Annotated in this window: 18 protein-coding genes; all 18 read left to right on the forward strand. The window is 39.0% G+C overall.

Going from position 1 to position 22,410, the window contains the following annotated elements:
• Positions 1–44 precede the first annotated feature (44 nt).
• Positions 45–1,097, forward strand: coding sequence for a recombinase RecA (recA, locus tag IEW44_RS07945; protein WP_188614513.1), 1,053 nt, complete (start codon positions 45–47; stop codon positions 1,095–1,097).
• A 290-nt stretch (positions 1,098–1,387) separates the two neighbouring features.
• A complete protein-coding gene (rny, locus tag IEW44_RS07950) occupies positions 1,388–2,953 on the forward strand; it encodes a ribonuclease Y (RefSeq protein WP_188614564.1) in 1,566 nt (521 codons plus the stop codon).
• A 175-nt stretch (positions 2,954–3,128) separates the two neighbouring features.
• Positions 3,129–3,932: a TIGR00282 family metallophosphoesterase gene (locus tag IEW44_RS07955; protein WP_188614514.1), complete on the forward strand. Its 804-nt coding sequence runs from the start codon at positions 3,129–3,131 to the stop codon at positions 3,930–3,932.
• Positions 3,933–4,159: 227 nt separating this feature from the next.
• The gene (locus IEW44_RS07960; protein ID WP_188614515.1) at positions 4,160–5,899 is read left to right on the forward strand and encodes a 2-oxoacid:acceptor oxidoreductase subunit alpha; all 1,740 of its coding nucleotides are present in this window, start codon (positions 4,160–4,162) and stop codon (positions 5,897–5,899) included.
• Positions 5,899–6,765, forward strand: coding sequence for a 2-oxoacid:ferredoxin oxidoreductase subunit beta (locus tag IEW44_RS07965; RefSeq protein ID WP_188614516.1), 867 nt, complete (start codon positions 5,899–5,901; stop codon positions 6,763–6,765). The genes IEW44_RS07960 and IEW44_RS07965 overlap by 1 nt, the downstream gene beginning before the upstream one ends.
• Positions 6,766–6,841: 76 nt before the next feature.
• On the forward strand, positions 6,842–7,210 hold the full coding sequence (locus IEW44_RS07970; RefSeq protein ID WP_188614517.1) for a 2-oxoglutarate ferredoxin oxidoreductase subunit beta: 369 nt from the start codon (positions 6,842–6,844) through the stop codon (positions 7,208–7,210).
• Positions 7,211–7,314: 104 nt separating this feature from the next.
• On the forward strand, positions 7,315–8,832 hold the full coding sequence (gene miaB / locus IEW44_RS07975; protein WP_188614518.1) for a tRNA (N6-isopentenyl adenosine(37)-C2)-methylthiotransferase MiaB: 1,518 nt from the start codon (positions 7,315–7,317) through the stop codon (positions 8,830–8,832).
• Positions 8,833–8,845: 13 nt separating this feature from the next.
• Positions 8,846–9,277 (forward strand): YlbF/YmcA family competence regulator, encoded by a 432-nt coding sequence (locus tag IEW44_RS07980; protein ID WP_188614519.1) that lies wholly within the window; start codon positions 8,846–8,848, stop codon positions 9,275–9,277.
• Between the two features lie 129 nt (positions 9,278–9,406).
• Complete coding sequence (gene mutS / locus IEW44_RS07985; RefSeq protein WP_188614520.1) at positions 9,407–11,944, forward strand: DNA mismatch repair protein MutS; 2,538 nt, start codon at positions 9,407–9,409, stop codon at positions 11,942–11,944.
• 12 nt (positions 11,945–11,956) lie between these two features.
• On the forward strand, positions 11,957–13,729 hold the full coding sequence (gene mutL / locus IEW44_RS07990) for a DNA mismatch repair endonuclease MutL (protein WP_188614521.1): 1,773 nt from the start codon (positions 11,957–11,959) through the stop codon (positions 13,727–13,729).
• A 68-nt stretch (positions 13,730–13,797) separates the two neighbouring features.
• Positions 13,798–15,435 carry a glycerol-3-phosphate dehydrogenase/oxidase gene (locus IEW44_RS07995; protein ID WP_188614522.1) on the forward strand — a complete coding sequence of 546 codons (1,638 nt, stop codon included), beginning with the start codon at positions 13,798–13,800 and terminating at the stop codon, positions 15,433–15,435.
• Between the two features lie 13 nt (positions 15,436–15,448).
• A complete protein-coding gene (locus IEW44_RS08000) occupies positions 15,449–16,345 on the forward strand; it encodes an alpha/beta fold hydrolase (protein WP_229704188.1) in 897 nt (298 codons plus the stop codon).
• Positions 16,338–17,231 carry a tRNA (adenosine(37)-N6)-dimethylallyltransferase MiaA gene (miaA, locus tag IEW44_RS08005; RefSeq protein WP_188614523.1) on the forward strand — a complete coding sequence of 298 codons (894 nt, stop codon included), beginning with the start codon at positions 16,338–16,340 and terminating at the stop codon, positions 17,229–17,231. The genes IEW44_RS08000 and miaA overlap by 8 nt, the downstream gene beginning before the upstream one ends.
• 63 nt (positions 17,232–17,294) lie before the next feature.
• Positions 17,295–17,522, forward strand: coding sequence for an RNA chaperone Hfq (gene hfq / locus IEW44_RS08010; protein ID WP_188614524.1), 228 nt, complete (start codon positions 17,295–17,297; stop codon positions 17,520–17,522).
• Positions 17,523–17,774: 252 nt separating this feature from the next.
• Positions 17,775–19,025, forward strand: coding sequence for a methionine gamma-lyase family protein (locus tag IEW44_RS08015; protein ID WP_188614525.1), 1,251 nt, complete (start codon positions 17,775–17,777; stop codon positions 19,023–19,025).
• Between the two features lie 150 nt (positions 19,026–19,175).
• Entirely contained in the window at positions 19,176–19,541 is a 366-nt protein-coding gene (locus IEW44_RS08020; RefSeq protein WP_188614526.1) for a MerR family transcriptional regulator, read from the forward strand.
• Positions 19,542–19,558: 17 nt separating this feature from the next.
• Entirely contained in the window at positions 19,559–20,893 is a 1,335-nt protein-coding gene (glnA, locus tag IEW44_RS08025; RefSeq protein WP_188614527.1) for a type I glutamate--ammonia ligase, read from the forward strand.
• A 138-nt stretch (positions 20,894–21,031) separates the two neighbouring features.
• A complete protein-coding gene (locus IEW44_RS08030) occupies positions 21,032–22,381 on the forward strand; it encodes a protein adenylyltransferase SelO (protein WP_188614528.1) in 1,350 nt (449 codons plus the stop codon).
• Positions 22,382–22,410 lie beyond the last annotated feature (29 nt).

Raw genomic sequence — 22,410 nt, forward strand, 5'->3', positions numbered from 1 at the left:
TAAAAAGTTAAAGAATAATTTCATTGACTGAGGAGGAACAAATCGTGAGCGAACGTAAAGCAGCCTTAGAACAGGCGTTAAAACAAATTGAAAAAAACTTTGGTAAAGGTTCCATTATGAAACTTGGTGACAAAACAGATTTAAAAGTAGCGACATCATCAAGCGGTTCATTAGCATTAGATGCGGCATTAGGGGTAGGTGGTTACCCACGAGGTCGAATTATTGAGATTTATGGCCCAGAGTCTTCAGGTAAAACAACGGTTGCTTTACATGCCATTGCAGAAGTGCAAGCAGCAGGTGGGCAGGCAGCTTTTATTGATGCAGAGCATGCATTAGACCCTGTCTATGCACAAGCGTTAGGTGTTGATATTGACGAGTTATTATTGTCTCAGCCAGATACAGGTGAGCAAGCATTAGAGATTGCAGAAGCATTAGTGCGCAGTGGCGCTGTAGATATTTTAGTCGTTGACTCAGTTGCAGCATTGGTACCAAAAGCTGAAATTGAAGGTGAGATGGGAGATTCACACGTGGGTCTACAGGCTCGCCTAATGTCACAAGCTTTACGTAAGTTATCAGGTTCTATTAATAAATCAAAAACAATTGCTATCTTTATTAACCAAATTCGTGAAAAGATTGGTGTCATGTTTGGTAACCCTGAAACAACACCGGGTGGGCGTGCACTAAAATTCTACAGTTCGGTGCGATTAGAAGTGCGTCGTGCAGAAACGATCAAGCAAGGTACAGATATGGTAGGTAACCGCACAAAAATTAAAATTGTTAAAAATAAAGTAGCACCACCATTTAAAGTAGCCGAAGTGGACATTATGTATGGTGAAGGTATTTCTAAAGAAGGCGAAACGATCGACTTAGGTGTGGAATTAGACATCGTTCAAAAGAGTGGCTCTTGGTATGCTTATGGTGATGAGCGTTTAGGTCAAGGTCGTGAAAATGCGAAGCAATACTTGAAAGAGAATCCATTTGTATTGGATGAGATTTCTGGAAAAATTCGTGAAGCCTATGGTATTTCAGGAGAGAACTCGACTGAAGTAGCAACAAAAACAGAAGAAGAACAAGCTTCACTGTTAGAGGAAAAATAAAATAGAATGGTGATACGGAGATGGTAGTTAACACGCCATTTCCGTTTTTCTTTGCGTGAAATGAGCTCATAGCGCATTTATTCCAGTTATTAGGTCTCATTATAAAAATAAAACAGTAGATAATGGGAGCAAATCTTGACATCGAATACGTACAATACTACAATTAAATATGTATAATTTTCTAAATTATAATAATGAAATGGCGTATAAAAAGAGGATATTGACGTCTACTTTTTTATGAAAGCCAATGAAATGTTAAAAACATACTAGCAAGAGGAGGTGTTCGTATGATGGAAGCTATCATCTCCGCTTTGCTTGGCATCCTTGTTGGTGCAGCTGTTATGTATTTATACATGAAAAAAGTGAATAATGACAAAGTCAATGGCGCAAAGTACCAAGCCCAAGCAATTCTTGATGATGCACATAAAACGGCACAGCGAGAAGCGGAGGCGCTCAAAAAAGAGGCAATACTTGAAGCCAAAGACGAAACTCACCAATTTCGAATTGAGGCAGAAAACGACATTCGTGAACGTCGTTTAGATCTTCAAAAACAAGAGAACCGTTTATTGCAAAAAGAAGAAAATCTTGATCGCAAAGATGATGCTCTAAATACAAGAGAAGTAGGACTAGAGAAGCGAGAGAATGCTCTATCCGATCGACAACAGCATATTGAACAGATGGAAAGCAAAGTGGAAGAGCTAGTTGCAAAACAACAAGCTGAATTGGAACGCATATCTTCGCTAACTCGTGATGAAGCTAAACATGTTATTTTAAATCAAGTTGAAAATGAACTTTCAACGGATATTGCAGTGATGACAAAAGAAGCGGAAACAAGAGCTAAAGAAGAGTCAGAAAAGAAAGCGCGTGAAATTTTATCGCTGGCGTTGCAACGCTTTGCTGCTGACCACGTGGCAGAGACAACAGTGTCTGTTGTTAACTTGCCAAATGATGAAATGAAAGGTCGCATTATCGGACGTGAAGGACGTAATATTCGTACGTTAGAAACGTTAACAGGTATTGATTTAATTATTGATGATACACCAGAAGCAGTAATTTTATCAGGCTTTGATCCAATCCGTCGTGAAACAGCGCGTCTAGCACTAGAAAAACTAGTACAGGATGGTCGTATTCACCCTGCACGCATTGAAGAGATGGTGGAGAAATCTCGCCGCGAAATCGATGAACATATCCGAGAAATCGGGGAGCAGACAACATTTGATATCGGTGTGCATAATTTACATCCAGATTTAATTAAAATCTTAGGACGTTTAAAATATCGCACAAGTTATGGTCAAAATGTTTTAAAGCACTCTGTAGAAGTAGCAACATTAGCAGGGCTTTTAGCATCTGAACTTGGAGAAGACCCTGTGTTAGCACGTCGAGCAGGCTTATTACACGATATTGGTAAAGCCATCGACCACGAGGTGGAAGGTAGCCACGTTGAAATCGGTGTAGAATTAGCGACAAAATATAAAGAACACCCAGTAGTTATCAATAGTATCGCATCGCATCATGGTGACACAGAAGCTACTTCTGTCATTGCTGTGCTTGTAGCTGCTGCTGATGCATTGTCAGCTGCTAGACCAGGTGCTCGAAGCGAAACATTAGAGAACTATATTGGTCGTTTAGAAAAATTAGAAGAAATCTCTGAGTCGTATGATGGCGTGGAGAAATCATATGCTATTCAAGCAGGGCGAGAAATTCGTATTATTGTGCAGCCAGATAAGATTGACGATTTGGCATCGCATCGCTTAGCTCGTGATATTCGCAAGCAGATTGAAGAAGAACTGGATTATCCAGGTCATATTAAGGTGACGGTAATCCGCGAAACGCGCTCTGTAGAATACGCTAAATAACGATAAAATGAATGATAAAACAAGGGATGATTTACACATATCCCTTGTTTTTTTGTGTTAAAGTGAAGAATATGACAGACGTTACATTGTGTCATACTTGCTTTTCATGTAAAATGAAGCGCAGGAATTCACACGGACGACCTGTTAAGGAATTCAAGGTGAAAGAAGGAACAGAATGAATATTTTATTTATAGGTGATATTGTGGGCTCAATTGGGCGCAATACATTGGAAAAATACTTACCACGTTTAAAGCGTAAATATAATGTTGATGTTGTGATTGCAAATGGTGAGAATGCAGCAGCAGGACGCGGTATCACAGCAAGTATTTATCAAGATCTATTACAGATGGGTGTCGATGTTATTACGATGGGGAATCACACATGGGATAATCGTGACATCTTTGATTTTATTGATGATGCGGATTATTTAATTCGCCCAGCTAATTTTTCTGTCGAAGCGCCAGGTAAAGGTATGGTAACGATTACGAAACAAGATGTGTCATTAAGCGTCATTAATTTACACGGACGCGTTTTTTTACCCCCACATGAAGACCCATTTGCGATGGTAGATGACCTTATTGCAGAAGCAAAGGAAGTATCACCACTTGTATTTGTTGATTTTCATGCAGAGGCTACTAGCGAAAAGATTGCTATGGGATGGCATTTAGATGGTCGTGCCTCAGCGATTGTTGGTACACATACACATGTGCAAACAGCGGATGCACGTATTTATCCTAATGGTACAGCTTATATTACAGATGTAGGTATGACAGGCCCTTATGATGAAATTTTAGGCATGAAAAAAGAAAGCGTATTACATCGCTTTAAAACGAACATGCCAACACGTTTTGAAGTACCAAAGTCAGGACGAGAACAATTGAGTGGTTTTTTTGTTAAAGTAGACAACAAAACAGGAAAAGCACAACATTGTGAGCGCATTTATATTAATGATGATTACCCATTTCAACATGAGTCATAAGTGAATGATACCAATGTAGGTGAGAAGGGGATGGCTTTAGGCTAACCCCTCTTTTTATTGTACGTTGTATCATAACATCAAGAAAATCGTGAAAAAGCTATGGCATTTCATATTCCGTCAAAGGTCTGAAATTCGCCATTTTCAGTTAATAACGATAGTGAGATAAGTTACTTCATGTTAAACTGATGAAGGTAAAGTATAAGACAAAAGCTAAGGAGTTGTTTACATTGTTACATCAGCTTTCATGGAAAGTCGGTGGGCAGCAAGGTGAGGGGATTGAGAGCACAGGTGAAATCTTCTCAATGGCAATGAACCGTTTAGGTTATTTCCTATATGGCTATCGCCACTTCTCATCACGTATTAAAGGTGGCCACACAAATAATAAAATTACAGTACGCGCAACACAAGTGCGTGCCATTACAGACGATTTAAATATTTTAGTTGCTTTCGATCAAGAGACAATTGATGTTAATTATAAAGAATTATCAGCACAAGGTATTATTCTAGCTGATGCCAAGTTCAAACCAAAGCAGCCTGAAGATTGCGAAGCACCATTATTCATTGTTCCTTTTACAGAAATTGCTACAGAATTAGGTACATCATTAATGAAAAACATGGTAGCCATCGGTGCAACGGCTTCTTTATTAGATTTAGATGATAGCGTTTTCCAAAGTGTTGTTAACGAAATATTTGGCCGTAAAGGTGAAGTAGTCGTAGAGAAGAATATGGAAGCTATTGCAAAAGGTCATGAAGTAATGAATGAGTTATTAGGTGACCGTGTAGGTGAGTGGAAGTTAGTTGAAGCGGATGGTAAACGACGTATGTTTATGATTGGTAATGATGCTGTAGCATTAGGTGCATTAACAGCAGGTGTCCGCTTTATGGCAGCTTATCCGATTACACCAGCTTCTGAAATTATGGAGTATTTAATTAAAAAATTACCAGAGTTTGGTGGCGCTGTAATTCAAACAGAAGATGAGATTGCGGCAGCGACGATGGCAATTGGTTCTAACTATGGTGGTGTGCGTGCTTTTACAGCATCTGCTGGCCCTGGTTTATCTTTAATGATGGAAGCAATTGGCTTATCAGGTATGACAGAACAACCACTCGTAATTGTAGATACACAACGTGGTGGCCCATCAACAGGTTTACCTACAAAACAAGAGCAATCCGATTTAATGGCAATGATTTACGGCACACACGGTGAAATCCCTAAAGTCGTTATTGCGCCGTCCACAGCAGAAGAAGCGTTTTATGATACAATTCAAGCCTTCAATATTGCAGAAGAATTACAATTGCCAGTGATTTTATTAACAGATTTACAATTGGCATTAGGTAAGCAAACGGTAGAGCCTTTTGACTATAGTAAAGTAGAAATTCGCCGCGGTAAGTTAGTTAATGAAGTAGAAGCGCCAGAAGTGGAGAAAGAATATTTCAAGCGCTATGAAGATACAACAGATGGTATTTCACCACGTGTGTTACCAGGTATCCCACATGGCATTCACCACGTAACAGGTGTGGAACATGACCAAACAGGTAAACCTTCTGAAACACCAACAAATCGCGAGATGCAAATGAATAAACGTTTCCGCAAATTAGATGCACTACGTTTTGATATGCCGATTTATACAAAATCACCACATGAAGAAGCGGATGTTTTATTAGTAGGTTTTAACTCTACGCGTGGTGCGATTGAAGAGGTGCAAGAGCGCTTAGCTACGGAAGGAATTAAGGCCAATCATGCGCATATTCGCTTGATCTTCCCATTCCCAACAGAAGAAATGCAAGTGCAAATGGCAAAAGCGAAAAAAGTCATTGTAGTAGAGAATAACCATACAGGACAACTAGCTAACATTATTAAGATGAGCGCAGGCGGTCATGGTAAAATTCAAACAATCAATAAGGTAGATGGCACACCATTTTTACCAGGTGAACTACACAATAAGGTAAAGGAGATGCTTAACTAATGGCAACGTTTAAGGATTTTCGTAACAATGTAAAGCCTAACTGGTGTCCAGGGTGTGGTGACTTTTCAGTACAAGCAGCGATTCAACGTGCGGCAGCGAATGTAGGTATTGAGCCACATGAACTAGCGGTTATTTCAGGCATTGGCTGTTCAGGACGTATTTCTGGCTATATTAATTCATATGGTTTCCACGGCATTCACGGTCGTGCATTGCCAATCGCACAAGGCTTAAAGATGGCAAACCGCAACTTGAATGTTATTGCTTCAGGCGGTGATGGAGACGGCTTTGCTATTGGTATGGGGCACACGATTCATGGTTTGCGACGCAACTTAGATTTAACCTATATTATTATGGATAACCAAATTTATGGGTTAACAAAAGGTCAAACATCGCCTCGTTCTGCAGCAGGCTTTGTAACAAAATCAACGCCAGGTGGAGCAATCGAGCCAGATGTTAAACCATTAGAATTAGCATTATCTACAGGTGCAACATTTGTAGCACAAGGGTTCTCTACAGATATTAAAGAGCTAACAGCGATTATTGAAGCAGGCATTCAGCATAAAGGGTTCTCCTTCATTAATGTCTTTAGCCCATGTGTCACATATAATAAAGTGAACACCTATGATTGGTTTAAAGAGAACTTAACAAAGCTTTCAGATATAGAAGGGTATGACCCTACAAACCGAGAAGCAGCAATGAATACAGTGATGCAGCACGATGGATTAGTAACGGGTATCATTTACCATGATACAGAGACACCGTGTTACCAAAGTAAAGCAGACCGTTTCGATGAGCAAGCACTAGTTGGTCAAGAGCTGATGATGGGTGAGACGAAATTTAATGAACTTGTAAAAGAGTTTATGTAAAGGCGAGCTGTTCTCTACTTGAGAACAGCTTTTTTTTATTATTCATGCTACAATGCGTTGGAGTGAGGTGGTTAGAATGGGTGATATTATCTCTTTTCAAGAATGGCGTGAACGTAAAGATGAAGAAAAAAAGAGAGCAGCACTTCAAGTACATATTGAGCAGTATTGCAACTTCGATCATCCTGATGAAATTGATGCTTTAGTCGTGGAGGGTATATTACAAGTAGAGAATCATACCATTTTTTTAGCCTTTTTACATCAACTTGATGAGCGTCAATTATCACCACGGGATGTATTTACGGATGTATTTAACTTAACGCCTAAATATTATACCGCTCAATATCAATTAGACTGGTGGCAGTCTATTCAACATGCCATTACCTTTTTAACGATATTAAAAGAGAATCATCGTGACGAGTATGTGACCTTTTTATTTCGTCGTTAGGAGAATTCGGACAGAACTATTGTCGTTCATTCCTTCTATTCGTTATAATGGAACAATGAGAATTCGCATATCGCATTTCTTTTGGAAAGGGGTTTCATTACGTAATGAACGAAGAACAACGCTTAGCTTCTCAACAAGCGGCAACAAAAGCTAAATCAGAGAAGGATTATAGCAAATATTTTGAAAAAGTGTTTACAGCACCATCCTTACAAGATGCTAAAAAACGTGGGAAAGAAAGCGTAAAATACCATAAAGATTTTTCGATTGATGAACAATTTGCCAATATGGGTGTGGGGCGTAAGTTTTACATTCGTACTTATGGTTGTCAAATGAATGAGCATGATACCGAAGTCATGGCAGGGATTTTCATGGCTTTAGGCTATGAAAGCACAGAAAATATTGAAGAGGCAGATGTAGTGTTATTAAACACTTGTGCGATTCGCGAAAATGCTGAAAATAAAGTATTTGGAGAACTGGGCTTTTTATTAAAATATAAGCGTAAAAATCCCGATTTACTTATCGGTGTTTGTGGCTGTATGTCACAAGAAGAATCCGTTGTTAAACGTATTTTAAAGCAGTATCAACATGTAGATATGGTCTTTGGTACGCATAATATTCATCGTTTGCCACATATTTTACAAGAGGCTTACTTCTCAAAAGAAATGGTAGTAGAAGTGTGGTCTAAAGAAGGCGACGTTATTGAAAATCTGCCAAAGTCTCGCTTAGGTGATACGAAAGCATGGGTTAATATTATGTATGGTTGCGACAAGTTTTGTACGTATTGTATTGTGCCTTACACGAGAGGGAAAGAGCGCAGTCGCAGACCAGAGGAGATTATTGCCGAAGTACGTGATTTAGCAGCACATGGCTATAAAGAAATTATGTTGTTAGGGCAAAACGTAAACGCTTATGGTAAAGATTTTGAAGATTTAACCTATCGTTTAGGGGATTTAATGAATGATTTACGTAAAATTGATATTCCGCGTATTCGCTTTACAACCAGTCATCCACGTGACTTTGATGACCATCTCATTGAGGTCTTGGCGCAAAAGGGCAATCTTGTAGAACATATTCACTTACCTGTGCAATCAGGCTCTAATGCTATTTTAAAAATTATGGCACGTAAATATACAAGAGAGCATTTCCTACAGCTTGTTGATAAAATTAAAACCGCAATCCCAGATGTTTCATTATCGACAGATATTATTGTAGGGTATCCTAATGAAACAGAAGAACAATTCCAAGAAACATTGTCACTGTATCATGAAGTTGGCTTTGATGCCGCATTTACGTACATTTACTCACCGCGTGAAGGTACACCTGCCGCTAAAATGGTAGATAATGTACCAGAGGAAGAGAAAAAGGAACGTCTTGCTCGCTTAAATGAGGTAGTGCGTCAACATTCCGAGGCATCATTAGCTAAGATGGTAGGGCAAGAAGTGGAAGTATTAGTTGAAGGTAGTAGTAAAAGACGTGAAGATGTGTTGGCAGGGTACACACGTAAAAATCGTTTAGTGAACTTTGAAGGGCCTACAACATGTATTGGTGAGTTTGTTAAAGTGAAAATTACAGAAGCTAAATCATACTCATTAAACGGTGAGTTTGTAGAAATTATAAAATAAGGATGGATCAATCATGACAGAAAAATATACAAAAGATGACTTAATCGCAAAAGCACGCGAAATTGCACATATGATTGCAAATACAGAGCAAGTCGAGATTTATAAAGAAGCAGAAGCTCAAATTAATCAAAATCAATTTGTGCGTGAGAAGATTGCTAGTTTAAAGGCGTTACAAAAACAAGCTGTTAATTTCCAACATCTTGGCAAAGAACGTGGCTTGAAAATGATTGAAGGTAAAATTGAAAAAATCGAAGAAGAAATTGATGCTATTCCAGTAGTGCAACAATTTAAAGCTGTACAAATGGATGTCAATGAATTATTACAACTGGTAAGTAATACTATTGCAAATGAAGTAACAGATGAAATTGTAGTATCTACAGGCGGCAATAAATTAACGGGTGAAACAGGCTCTTACGTGGAAAATTCAGCAGGTGGCTGTTCATAAATAATCATATGAAAGGTTGACAATAGGTCAGCCTTTTTTTTATGGTGAATTTCTTAACAGCCATGCTTTTACGTAATGAATAAGAGTTTGTTATACTAATACTACGCACAAGATACAGGAGAGAGATAAATGACATATACACCAATGATTCAACAATATTTAACCGTAAAGGAAGCCTATAAAGATGCGTTTGTGTTTTTCCGTTTAGGTGATTTTTATGAGTTGTTTTTCGACGATGCTTTACACGCATCTCAATTACTCGAAATTACATTAACTAGCCGAGATGGTGGAAGTAAAGAGCGCATTCCGATGTGTGGTGTACCACATCACTCTGCACAAGGTTATATTGAAACGCTCGTACAAAAAGGTTATAAAGTGGCAATTTGTGAACAAACAGAAGATCCTAAACAAGCAAAAGGTGTCGTCAGACGTGAGGTTGTTCAACTTATCACACCAGGTACGTTAACAGAAGGTAAAACAGTTGATGGCAGGAGTAATCATTTCATTGCATCAGCAGAACAGATTGACAATGGTTTTGCATACAGCTATTTAGATATGGCAACAGGTGAGGCGATTGCTTCTACTGTAACAGGCGATGGTAGAGCATTATTATTACAATTGCAAACCTATGGCATACGAGAGTTAGTCGTGAATGAAGCACTAGCTCATGACATTGCCCCATTAGCTGAGCAAGTGTCTATTGTAATTTCCATTGAACCTGATAGTGAGTTACTGCCATTTGAGTTACCTCCTATGTTACACGCAAGTTGCACACGCCTATTGCGTTATATCGAACGTACACAAATGCAAGCACTAGCTCACTTACAAGCTTTTCGTTACGAACAACCTACGCATTATTTAGCAATTGACGCCTCATCAAAACGGAATTTGGAGTTGATTCAGTCCTTGAGAGGTAAAGATAAAAAAGGGACATTATTGTGGCTACTAGATGAGACAGCAACTGCTATGGGAGCGCGCAAATTAAAACAATGGTTACATCAACCTTTAGCTACACAAACATTAATCGAAGAACGTTTACAAATGGTTGATGATTTACTTGAACAATTTTTCATTCGCACAGAGTTACAAAGCTTATTAAAGCAAGTATATGACTTAGAACGCTTAGCTGGTCGCGTGGCGATGGGGAGCGTTGGCGGTAGGGATTTAGCGCAACTTCGCGAGTCTTTGCGCCAAGTACCACTCATTCAACAACAATTACAAGAAGGGACACCTATGATGCAAAAATTAGGTGACACCCTCGATTTATGTGAAGATGTGGAGCAATTACTAGCAGCCGCGATTACAGACCATCCACCCATTAGTATTAAAGAAGGCGATGTTATTCGCGACCAATATCATATGCGTTTAGACGAATTACGCCATGCTTCTCGCAACGGTAAGGATTGGTTGGCACAACTTGAACAGCAAGAGCGTGAACGCACAGGCATTAAAAATTTAAAGATTAGTTATAATCGTGTATTTGGCTATTATATTGAGATTACAAAGGCCAATATTCATTTAGCAGATTTAACACGTTACGAACGAAAACAAACGTTAACGAATTGTGAGCGCTACATTACAGATGAATTAAAAGAAAAAGAAGCGTTAATTCTGCATGCGGAAGAAGAGAGCTTAAAATTAGAGTATGAGTTATTTGTGGCATTGCGTGAGCAAGTGAAGCAATACATCCCGCGCCTGCAGGAATTAGCGGCAACCATTAGTGAGTTAGATGTGTTAATCAGTTTTGCTATTGTGTCAGAAAAATACCGCTTTGTACGTCCTACCTTCCATAAAGGAACGGCATTGACGATTAAAGAAGGGCGTCACCCTGTTGTAGAAAAGATGCTTAATAAACAAATGTATGTACCAAATGATTGCCTATTAGATGAACAAGAAAATATGATGCTAATTACAGGACCAAATATGTCAGGTAAAAGTACATATATGCGTCAAGTAGCACTCATTACCATCATGGCGCAAATAGGCTGTTTTGTGCCAGCAGACGAGGCGAGATTACCTATTACAGACCAAATCTTTACGCGTATTGGAGCGGCTGATGACTTAGCACAAGGTCAATCAACCTTTATGGTAGAAATGTTAGAGTCACAACATGCCATTGTGAATGCAACAGCACACAGTTTACTACTCTTTGATGAGATTGGTCGTGGTACGTCAACTTATGATGGTATGGCTTTAGCACAAGCTATGATGGAGTATATTCATAATGAAATTGGTGCTAATACGTTATTTTCCACCCACTATCATGAGTTAACAGCGCTAGAACAAGCGTTAACCCGTTTGCAAAATGTACATGTCACAGCGACTGAACAAGAGGGCAAAGTGGTCTTTTTGCATAAGGTGAAAAAAGGAGCAGCGGATAAGTCTTACGGGATTCATGTAGCGGAGTTAGCACAGCTGCCTGAAGCAATCATTACACGCGCTAGCGCTTTATTGCAGAGCTTTGAACAAAAAGATAATGGGCAAGTGCCTGTACAGACTATACAAGAAGATGCAGCACAACTTACTTTATTTGAGGCGGAGAAACCAAAAGCAAAATCAGCACAAGCTGCTGTGATAAAGAAATTACAACAAGCAAATTTAATTACTTCAACGCCTATGGAAGCTATGAATTTATTATACGAATTACAGCAACAATTGAAAAAGTAAGAAGGTGATGGAATGGGAAATATTCAAGTAATGGATGAGTTATTATCAAACCGTATTGCAGCAGGTGAAGTGGTAGAGCGCCCTGCATCCGTTGTTAAAGAGCTTGTAGAGAATGCTATTGATGCAGGGAGTAAAAGCATTGCTGTTTATTTAGTAGAAGCTGGTTTGACATCTATTCAAGTCATTGATGATGGGGCAGGAATGGATGACTCCGATGCTATGCAGTGCTTTGCTCGTCATGCCACCTCAAAAATTCACCATGAACATGACTTGTTCCGCATTCGCACATTAGGCTTTAGAGGGGAAGCACTGGCATCCATTGCAGCAGTAGCTAAAGTGCATATGAAAACATCAGATGGACAGACAGGCACTACTCTAGTCATTGAAGGTGGCGAGATCAAACAACACGACAAAGCCGACTTGCGACAAGGGACAGCTATTACAGTATCTCAATTATTTTATAATACACCAGCACGTTTAAAATATATGAAAACATTACAAACAGAGTTAGGGCATATTATGGACTTAATGAATCGACTTGCCCTTTGTAATCCTGATATCGCATTTCGTTTAGTGCACAATGACCAAGAGCAATTATATACGAACGGTAGAGGAAATATCGCTCAAGTATTAGCGGCAGTATATGGCGTAGCAAATGCGAAAAAGATGGTTCCTTTTGAAGGAGAGAGTCACGATTATAGGATACATGGCTTTGCAGCATTACCAGAGATTACAAGAGCTTCGAAAAACTATATGTCGTTTTTTGTTAATGGTCGCTGGGTAAAGAGTTTCTTGATGCAAAATGCAGTGACAGATGCCTATCATACGTATTTGCCAATTCATAGACACCCTATCGTTGTCGTTTACATTGAGAGTGATCCACAATTAACGGATGTTAACGTGCATCCTGCTAAACATCAGATTAGGATGAGTAAAGAAAAAGAATTATTGTCACTTATAACAGATACTATTCGCACAACCATTCATCAAGCAAGCCGTGTGCCACAAATCGAACAGCCGAAAAAGCCACCTAAATTGCCTACAGAGCAACTAAATATCTGGAAGAAACCACAAACAACGGCTAATACAACATGGCAAGAAACGGTGCAACAACTGCCAAAAGAAGAGCCTGAATGGATTTATGAGCCAGCAGCACCCATCATTCAAGAAGAATCACCTCAAGAAGTGGTAGAAAATGAGGCCTTTCCTATGCTTGAGGTTGTTGGGCAAATTCACGGAACTTATATCGTAGCGCAAATGGAAGATGGCTTTTATTTGATTGACCAACATGCGGCACAAGAGCGCATTAAATACGAGTTTTTTAAAGAGAAGGTGGGCGATGTAAATCCTAATGAACGCCAAAGTTTACTATTACCCCTCACCTTCCATTACACAAGTGATGAGGCCATTTTAATAGAAGCTCATCAAGAAGTGCTACAACAAGTGGGGGTATATTTAGAGCCTTTTGGGCAAGGTACCTTTGTTGTGAGAGAGCATCCGACATGGTTCCCTACAGGGGAGGAACAAACTATTATTGAAGGGCTAATTGAACAAGTATTAACGAAAAAGCAAACGGATATTAAAAAGTTACGTGAGGAAGCCGCTATTATGATGAGCTGCAAGCGTTCAATCAAAGCCAATCATTATTTAACAAGAGCCCAAATGGAACAACTTCTCGCTGATTTACGTCAAGCCAAACATCCCTTTACATGCCCCCATGGCAGACCAGTGTTAATTCATTTCACAACTTATGAGATAGAAAAAATGTTTAAACGTGTGATGTAGCGGTTGTGAGGGTAATAAAGTGAGAAGAAGCTAACGTAAAAATAAGCATAATAAAAGGAGGAAAACAGATGTTTTCATATGAGCAACGTCCAAAAATTAAACAATTAATGAGTAATTACCACTTTGATGTCTTAGTTATTGGTGGCGGTATTACAGGTGCAGGTATTGCCTTAGATGCTGCCTCGCGCGGATTATCCGTTGCCCTTGTGGAGATGCAGGATTTTTCTGAAGGTACTTCGAGTCGTTCAACTAAGCTTGTCCATGGTGGATTACGTTACTTGAAAAACTTAGAAGTAAATGTAGTGGCTGAAGTTGGTCGAGAGCGTGAAATCGTTTATGAGAATGGTGTTCATATTACAACACCTGAACATATGTTGTTGCCCCTTTATAAAAAAGGTACGTATGGCCCCCTTGCAACGTCTGTAGCCTTAAAAGTTTATGATCGTTTAGCAGGTGTGAAAAAAGAGGAAAGACGCACGATGTTAACTAAAAAACAGACACTAGCGTTAGAACCCTTATTAAAGGAAAAAGATATTCGCGGTGGTGGTTATTATGTGGAATATCGTACAGATGATGCACGGCTGACGATTGAGGTATTAAAAAAGGCGGTAGAATACCAAGCGCTTTGTTTAAATTATGCTAAGGCTACAGAGTTTATGTATGATAAAAAAAATAAAGTGACAGGTGCACAAATTCAAGATATGTTGCATGGAGACACCTTCGATATTACAGCAACACAAGTCATTAATGCTACAGGGCCTTGGGTAGATGCGGTACGTAATAAAGATGTGGTGGATAATAATAAGCAATTGCGTTTAACAAAAGGTGTGCATATTGTTATTGACCAAGCCGTTTTCCCACTGCATCAAGCAGTGTATTTTGACACGCCAGATGGTCGTATGGTCTTTGCGATACCGAGAGATGGGAAAGCATATGTAGGGACAACTGATACCTTTTATGATAAAGACCCTAAAAACCCCGTAGCGACGGCTGAGGATGTAACGTACTTATTACACACAATTCATGATATGTTCCCCGATGTTCAAGTGACAGCAAAAGACGTGGAATCTACGTGGGCAGGTGTGAGACCACTTATTTATGAGAAGGGTAAAGACCCTTCAGAGATTTCACGTAAAGATGAAATATGGCTATCTAAAAATGGCCTTATGACGATTGCAGGAGGCAAGTTAACAGGCTATCGTCAAATGGCAGAAGATATTGTAGACCGCGTAGTGAAGTTGCATAAGTTTAAACATGCGCAACAATGTGTTACTAAACATTTAACGTTGTCAGGTGCTAACGGGTTAAACTCTAAAAACTTTATGCAATATGTAGAAAATAAAGCAAAAGAAGGCGAGGCTTTAGGGATTTCTTATGAGCGTGCGAAAAATATTGTCTCTACGTATGGCACGAATGTAGATGATGTCTTTATGTACTTACGAGCATTACGCCATGAAGAAAGTGAATTACCTAAGTGTTTACAAGCAAAATTGCTTTATGCGATTAATCATGAGATGGTATACACACCAGCAGACTTCTTTATTCGCCGCACAGGCATGCTCTACTTTGCTATCAATAAGGTAGAACGTTATAAAAAAGCTGTCATCGGTGTAATGAACAAAATGATAAAATATCGTCCAGATGAGCTTGCTCAATATACAGCGCAATTAGATGCTGCAATTGATGCAGCCAAACATCCACAGTAAGGGAGAGTTGTACATGTTTGTACGTATGAGTGATGGTCATGAAGTTTTTGTGCGTGAATATGAACCAACGATAATAAAAGGTCATGTGCATATTTTGCATGGCATGGCAGAGCATAGTGCACGTTACGATGAATTTGCACAGTTTTTACAAGAAGCAGGATATTACGTGACCTTGCATGACCATCGTGGGCACGGTGAAACAGCAGAGCGTAATGGGACATATGGTTACTTTGCGGAAGAAGCAGGATTTCACCGAGTAGTAATTGATGCTCATGAAGTAATTGAAGCTGTACGAAAAAATAAAGAATTACCACCTTTACAATTGATTGGACATAGTATGGGGTCATTTATTGCAAGGCGTTATATCCAGCAATATGAGGTAGCCAATGTTATTTTAGTTGGTACTGGTGCTATGAGCCCCTTGCACCAAGTAGGCACAATAGTAGCAAAAGCATTAGCTAAACAACAAGGAAAGGCTGAACCTAGCCCATTGTTAAATGAGTTAAGCTTTGGTGGCTTTAATAAAAAGATCAAGAATCCGCGTACAGAATATGATTGGATTTGTTGTAATGAAAAGGCTGTAGATGCCTATATTGCAGATGCCCAATGCGGCTTCATTGCAACGAATCAATTTTACGCAGATTTGACAGAAGGCATTTTAACCATCAGCCAGCCGAGAGAAATGATGAAAATCCCTGTGACATTACCTGTATTATTAATCAGCGGTAGTGAAGACGCTGTAGGTGAAAATGGCAAAGGCGTAATGAAAGTGGGACAGCAAATGGCAGATGCAGGTGTAGAAACGGTTTGTGTACACTTAGTAGAAGGCATGCGACATGAAATTATGAACGAGGAGAATCGAATGTCAACGTATCGTATTATGTTACGCTGGCTACAACGTTATGAATGAATTACAGTTACAAGATAAAGAAGTGATAGCCATTGTAGGGCCAACAGCCTCAGGTAAAACAGCACTCAGCATCCAGTTAGCCAAGCAACTAAATGGCGAAATTATCAACGGAGACTCTATGCAAGTGTATCAAGGGTTAGATATTGGCACTGCTAAGGTAACAAAAGAGGAAATGGCTGGAGTACCCCATCATTTATTGAGTTTTTTAGCCCCAACAGCAGATTTTTCGGTGGCAGATTTTCAATGCTTAGCACGAGAGAAGATTGCTGACATACAACAGCGGGGGCGCATGCCTATTATTGTTGGTGGCACAGGTTTATATGTACAAGCAGCACTTTATGATTTTCGCTTTACAGAAGCAAAAATTGACGAGGCATTGCGACTTACGTTGTATGAAGAGTTAGAAGCAAATGGCCCTCTTCATATGCATCAAAAACTAGAAGTGTTAGATGCACAAACCGCACAACAAATTCATCCAAACAACACAAGACGAGTCGTGCGAGCTTTAGAGATGGCCTTAACAGGTGAGAAAAAGTCAACAACAGATAAACAGCAAGGGAATCAACCACTATACAATCACGCTATTATAGGGCTTGATCTCCCAAGAGAAAAATTATATGAACGAATTAATCAACGAGTAGATGCAATGATGGCACAAGGGCTACTACAAGAAGTAGAAGGCTTATACAACCAAGGCATTCGAGATGTGCAAGCGATTCAAGCTATTGGCTATAAAGAGATTTATGCTTATTTAGATGGCCAATGTACATTAGATGAAGCACTAGATGCTTTAAAACAAAACTCGCGTCGTTACGCTAAACGACAACTGACCTATTTCCGTAATAAAATGGACATTCAGTTTATCAATCCATTAGCACAAACGTAAAAGGGGTTTGTTTATAAGGTTGAAGTGGTATAGGTATTATAAATGATGCAGGGGGCAAGAGACATGAAAGCAATTAATTTACAAGAAACAGCACTGAATCAATTACGTAAAAATAATATATTTGTTACTGTATTTTTATTAAATGGTTTTCAACTTAAAGGGACGATTAAATCTTATGATAACTTTACTGTTTTATTGCAAGATGCTGAAGGCGCACAACATTTAATTTATAAACATGCCATCTCAACATTTTTACCGAGCAAGCCAATTGCTTACGGTGAAGAAGAATAAATCACTCACCTTAAAAGGTTGAAATAAAAAGTGCTAAAGGGAAATGTGCTATTTTCCTTTAGTGCTTTTTTGCTTTGTAATTATTTATGATGAAGGTGTGCTTTAAACTTTACTCATTTGCAGCAAGGCAATTAAGGAAGAGAAGTTCTCTTTTATTTTCCAAGTTGCTATGCGAGTTCTCTTGAAAAGCTAGTAGCTGTTTCAAAATTGGCATGATACGATAGTAAAGATTATAAATAAAGGAGTTTTAACATGTTTCAATCCACACTAACAGAAGAAACGCTACAATTAGCACAAAAAATAGAAGGGAAAATTGAAGAACAGCATCAATTCATTGATAATATCGCATTTTTCAACCAGCAAAAAGTATTAGCTGCTTTTCGTAAGCATCAAGTGAGCGATTATCATTTTAACCCATCCAACGGTTATGGTTATGATGATGAGGGGCGCGATAATTTAGAGCGTGTTTATGCCACGGTATTTGGTGCAGAGGCGTGTATTGTGCGACAACAAATTATTTCAGGGACACATGCCATCTCCACCGCATTATTTGGGGTATTACGTCCAGGTGATGAATTAATGTATATTACAGGAAAGCCATATGACTCATTGCAATCTATTGTAGATGGTGGTGGCAAAGATATTGGTTCCTTAAAAGATTTTAATATCGCCTATCAACATATTGATTTAACTACGCAACAAATGATTGATTGGCAAGCGGTAGCGACTGCGGTTTCCAAACAAACAAAAGTAATTGCTATTCAGCGCTCAAAAGGTTACGCATTACGCCCATCCTTTAGCGTAGCGGAAATTGCTGAGATGTGTGTCAAAATCAAAGAGATTGCACCACATGCCCTTATTTTTGTGGATAATTGTTATGGTGAGTTTGTTGAACAGTTAGAGCCTACTGAAGTAGGTGCTGACTTGATGGCAGGCTCATTAATCAAAAATCCCGGCGGTGGTTTAGCTAAGATTGGCGGTTATGTTGCGGGGCGTGCAGATTTGGTAGAACGCTGTGCACATCGTATGACAGCACCAGGTTTAGGCGCAGAAGCGGGTGCAAGTTTAAATACATTAAGTGATTTTTATCAAGGGTTCTTTTTAGCACCACACGTTGTAGCACAAGCACTAAAAGGAGCCGTATTTACAGCGGCTATGTTAGAAGAAGTAGGAATGACCACAACGCCACATTATACAGCTAAACGTACAGATTTGATTCAATCTGTGTCTTTCCAAACAGCTGAACAAATGATTGCCTTTTGTCAAGAGGTGCAAGTGAATTCACCAGTTAATGCACATTATGCGCCCGTACCAGCTTATATGCCTGGGTATGAGGATGATGTCATTATGGCAGCTGGTACGTTTATACAAGGCTCTTCAATTGAGTTAACAGCAGATGGGCCAATTCGACCGCCATTCACTGCATTTATTCAAGGTGGCTTAACATATGAACATGTTAAATTAGCTATTTGCAGTGCTGTACAAAAAATGAATAATGCATAATGTGTGGCGTAATCTAACATAAATTTATGTTTAGGTTACGCTTTTTTTGGTTAATGATAAAATGATATGTGAGGTTTCCTAACATACATTTGACGAAGGGATAAAATGGCTATAAAATAACAACATGTTTAAGGAAGGGGTTACTGATTTATGCGAAGTGAAGTTCGAAAATCAATGCCGCTCTTATCCATAAGTGTCGTGATGCAATTAACAGATTTAACCGCCCGGCAAATTCGTTATTACGAAGAACAAGGGTTTATTACACCAGCTCGTACAGCAGGTAATCAGCGCAAATTCTCTTTAAATGATGTCGATATTTTATTTGATATTAAAGATTTAGTAGATGATCAAATGAATATGGCGAGTGTAAGAAAAATATTTGCTATGCGAGCACAACAAAAGCAAGAAGAGCAAGACAACGAAGCGTTAAGACGAATGATGAGAGAAGAACATTTACGTGCACAACGTTTAAAAACAACGTCTATTCGTCAAGGTGATTTATCTCGATTTTATTAAAAGGGAGCGTGATGTGTATGGCAAAGTATACACGAGAAGATATTAAAAAATTAATTGAAGAGAAGGATGTCAATTTTATACGTCTACAATTTACAGACATTTTAGGCACCATTAAAAATGTAGAGATTCCTGTGAGCCAATTAGATAAAGCGTTAGATAATAAAATGATGTTTGATGGCTCATCAATTGAAGGTTTTGTGCGTATTGAAGAGTCAGACATGTATTTATATCCTGATTTAGATACATTTGTTGTTTTTCCATGGACAGCAGCTAAAGGTAAAGTAGCCCGCTTTGTGTGTGATGTATATACCGCTAAGGGTGAGCCATTTGCAGGTGACCCACGTAATAATTTAAAACGTGTGTTAAAGAAAATGGAGGAATTAGGATTTACAGATTTCAATTTAGGACCAGAGCCTGAGTTCTTTTTATTCAAGTTAGACGAACGTGGTGAACCTACATTAGAAGTAAACGACCATGGGGGTTATTTTGATTTAGCACCTACAGACTTAGGCGAAAATTGCCGTCGTGACATTGTACTTGAATTAGAAGAAATGGGCTTTGAGATTGAGGCTTCGCACCATGAGGTAGCACCAGGCCAACATGAAATTGACTTTAAATATGCAGATGCTATTACGGCATGTGATAATATTCAAACATTTAAATTAGTCGTTAAAACGATTGCACGTAAACATGGTTTGCATGCAACGTTTATGCCAAAACCATTATTTGGTGAGGCAGGGTCAGGCATGCATTTTAATGTGAGCTTATTCAATGGTAAAGAAAATGCTTTTTATGATGAAAGTGAGAAGCATGGTTTATCCGAAACAGCTATGCAATTTATGGCAGGCGTATTAAAACATGTGCGTGGCTTTACCGCTGTGACAAATCCAACCGTAAACTCGTATAAACGCTTAGTACCAGGTTATGAGGCACCTTGTTATGTCGCATGGTCTGGTCAAAATCGTTCACCATTAGTACGTATTCCTTCTTCACGTGGCTTATCTACACGAATTGAAGTACGCTCTGTTGACCCGTCAGCCAATCCTTATTTAGCCATGGCTGTAATTTTAGAAGCAGGTTTAGATGGGGTGAAGAATGCCTTAACACCACCACCAGCAGTAGACCGCAATATTTATGTAATGACAGAACAAGAACGTGAAGATAATGGTATCACAAGTTTGCCTGCTAATTTAGACGATGCTTTATTATTATTATCGCAAGACAAGATTGCACAAGAAGCGTTAGGTAACCATATTTATACCAATTTTAAAGAAGCAAAAGAAATTGAGTTTGATATGTATCGTACAACCGTACATCAATGGGAACGCGACCAATATTTAAAAATGTATTAAAATAAAATAGATACGATAAAACACCTTTGATAATAGCAAAATAGATGATGTAAAAGCCGTAGTATTTCATATTTCATATACTGCGGCTTTTTCGCTATGTAAAGAAATTTGTTATACTTCATGTAGTGAGGTGAGAGAATGAAAAACACAAGTTATACGACATTACCTAATTTATTTTATCAAGAAACCAAGCCACAAGATGTTAAAGCGACTACTTTATTATGGAATGAATCATTAGCACAAACGTTAGAAATACCTAGGGAATATGACTTTTTTCATACCAAAACATCATCCATAGCACAAGCGTATATGGGGCATCAGTTTGGCCATTTAACTATGTTAGGCGATGGCCGAGCGGTTTTACTAGGTGAGGTTGCTGGTTATGATTTACAAATTAAAGGTAGTGGGCGTACAAAGTACTCAAGAGGGGGAGATGGGCAAGCCAGCTTAGGTCCTATGTTGCGCGAATACGTGATTAGCGAGGCAATGCATGCGCTACAAATCCCTACAACGCGCAGTCTAGCGTTATTAGACACACACCAAATTGTACAGCGAGCAACAGAGGAGAGAGGCGCTGCTATTATACGTGTGGCGAGTAGTCATCTGCGCGTTGGTACTTTTCAATATGCAAGGTATTATGGCACACTAGATGACTTACGCCAATTGGCAGATTATGCGATTGAACGCCATTTCCCTGAGCTTCAACAGCAACCTCAAAAGTATATCGCTTTTTTTAGAGCTGTGATGCTCAAACAGGCAACATTAGTTGCACAATGGATGAGTGTAGGCTTTGTTCATGGCGTGATGAATACAGATAATATGACGATAAGCGGTGAAACGATTGACTATGGGCCATGTGCTTTTATGGATACGTATTACGGAGGTACAGTGTTTAGCTCTATCGATTCAGCAGGGCGCTATCGCTATGAAAATCAACCCAAAATAGCAGGTTGGAATTTAGCCCGTTTTGTTGAAGCGCTCTATCCTTTATTTCATTCAAATGAAGCACAAGCTTTAGAAATCGCCCAACAAGAAATTAATCGCTATGGTGAATACTACGAAGAAGTGTGGTTACAATTGATGAGGGAAAAAATAGGCTTGCCTAAAGCAGAGCGTTCTTTCATTGAAACGCTCCTAACCATTATGGAAAAGGAGCAAAGAGATTTTACAGAAACGTTTCGTGCATTAACGTTACAAGACCATACAATCTGCACAACAACTGCTATGACAGCGTGGTATGACAACTGGATAATGCAACTTACAACAGAGAGCCAAACTATGATGAGAAAAGTCAATCCTGCTATGATTCCACGCAATCATTTAGTCGAGCAAGCCATCATTAACTGGACATTAGCAAATGATACAACCGCTTTTCATAACTTACAACAGCTCCTCCAAAACCCCTATGCTTATACGAAAGAACAATGTGAATATGTTATCCCTTCATCAGAAAAATCCCGTTCTTATACCACATACTGTGGCACATAAATCGAGGGTGTCTTATTGAGACACCCCTA

It is taken from the genome of Lysinibacillus alkalisoli, from assembly GCF_014643595.1.
Taxonomy (GTDB): Bacteria; Bacillota; Bacilli; order Bacillales_A; family Planococcaceae; genus Metalysinibacillus; species Metalysinibacillus alkalisoli.

Bases quoted from the DNA above. Each gene is read 5' to 3' on its own strand.
- rny (WP_188614564.1), top strand. From the start codon at position 1,388: ATGGAAGCTATCATCTCCGCTTTGCTTGGCATCCTTGTTGGTGCAGCT.
- IEW44_RS07955 (WP_188614514.1), top strand. From the start codon at position 3,129: ATGAATATTTTATTTATAGGTGATATTGTGGGCTCAATTGGGCGCAAT.
- IEW44_RS07965 (WP_188614516.1), top strand. From the start codon at position 5,899: ATGGCAACGTTTAAGGATTTTCGTAACAATGTAAAGCCTAACTGGTGT.
- IEW44_RS07970 (WP_188614517.1), top strand. From the start codon at position 6,842: ATGGGTGATATTATCTCTTTTCAAGAATGGCGTGAACGTAAAGATGAA.
- miaB (WP_188614518.1), top strand. From the start codon at position 7,315: ATGAACGAAGAACAACGCTTAGCTTCTCAACAAGCGGCAACAAAAGCT.
- IEW44_RS07980 (WP_188614519.1), top strand. From the start codon at position 8,846: ATGACAGAAAAATATACAAAAGATGACTTAATCGCAAAAGCACGCGAA.
- mutS (WP_188614520.1), top strand. From the start codon at position 9,407: ATGACATATACACCAATGATTCAACAATATTTAACCGTAAAGGAAGCC.
- mutL (WP_188614521.1), top strand. From the start codon at position 11,957: ATGGGAAATATTCAAGTAATGGATGAGTTATTATCAAACCGTATTGCA.
- IEW44_RS07995 (WP_188614522.1), top strand. From the start codon at position 13,798: ATGTTTTCATATGAGCAACGTCCAAAAATTAAACAATTAATGAGTAAT.
- IEW44_RS08000 (WP_229704188.1), top strand. From the start codon at position 15,449: ATGTTTGTACGTATGAGTGATGGTCATGAAGTTTTTGTGCGTGAATAT.
- miaA (WP_188614523.1), top strand. From the start codon at position 16,338: ATGAATGAATTACAGTTACAAGATAAAGAAGTGATAGCCATTGTAGGG.
- hfq (WP_188614524.1), top strand. From the start codon at position 17,295: ATGAAAGCAATTAATTTACAAGAAACAGCACTGAATCAATTACGTAAA.
- IEW44_RS08015 (WP_188614525.1), top strand. From the start codon at position 17,775: ATGTTTCAATCCACACTAACAGAAGAAACGCTACAATTAGCACAAAAA.
- IEW44_RS08020 (WP_188614526.1), top strand. From the start codon at position 19,176: ATGCGAAGTGAAGTTCGAAAATCAATGCCGCTCTTATCCATAAGTGTC.
- glnA (WP_188614527.1), top strand. From the start codon at position 19,559: ATGGCAAAGTATACACGAGAAGATATTAAAAAATTAATTGAAGAGAAG.
- IEW44_RS08030 (WP_188614528.1), top strand. From the start codon at position 21,032: ATGAAAAACACAAGTTATACGACATTACCTAATTTATTTTATCAAGAA.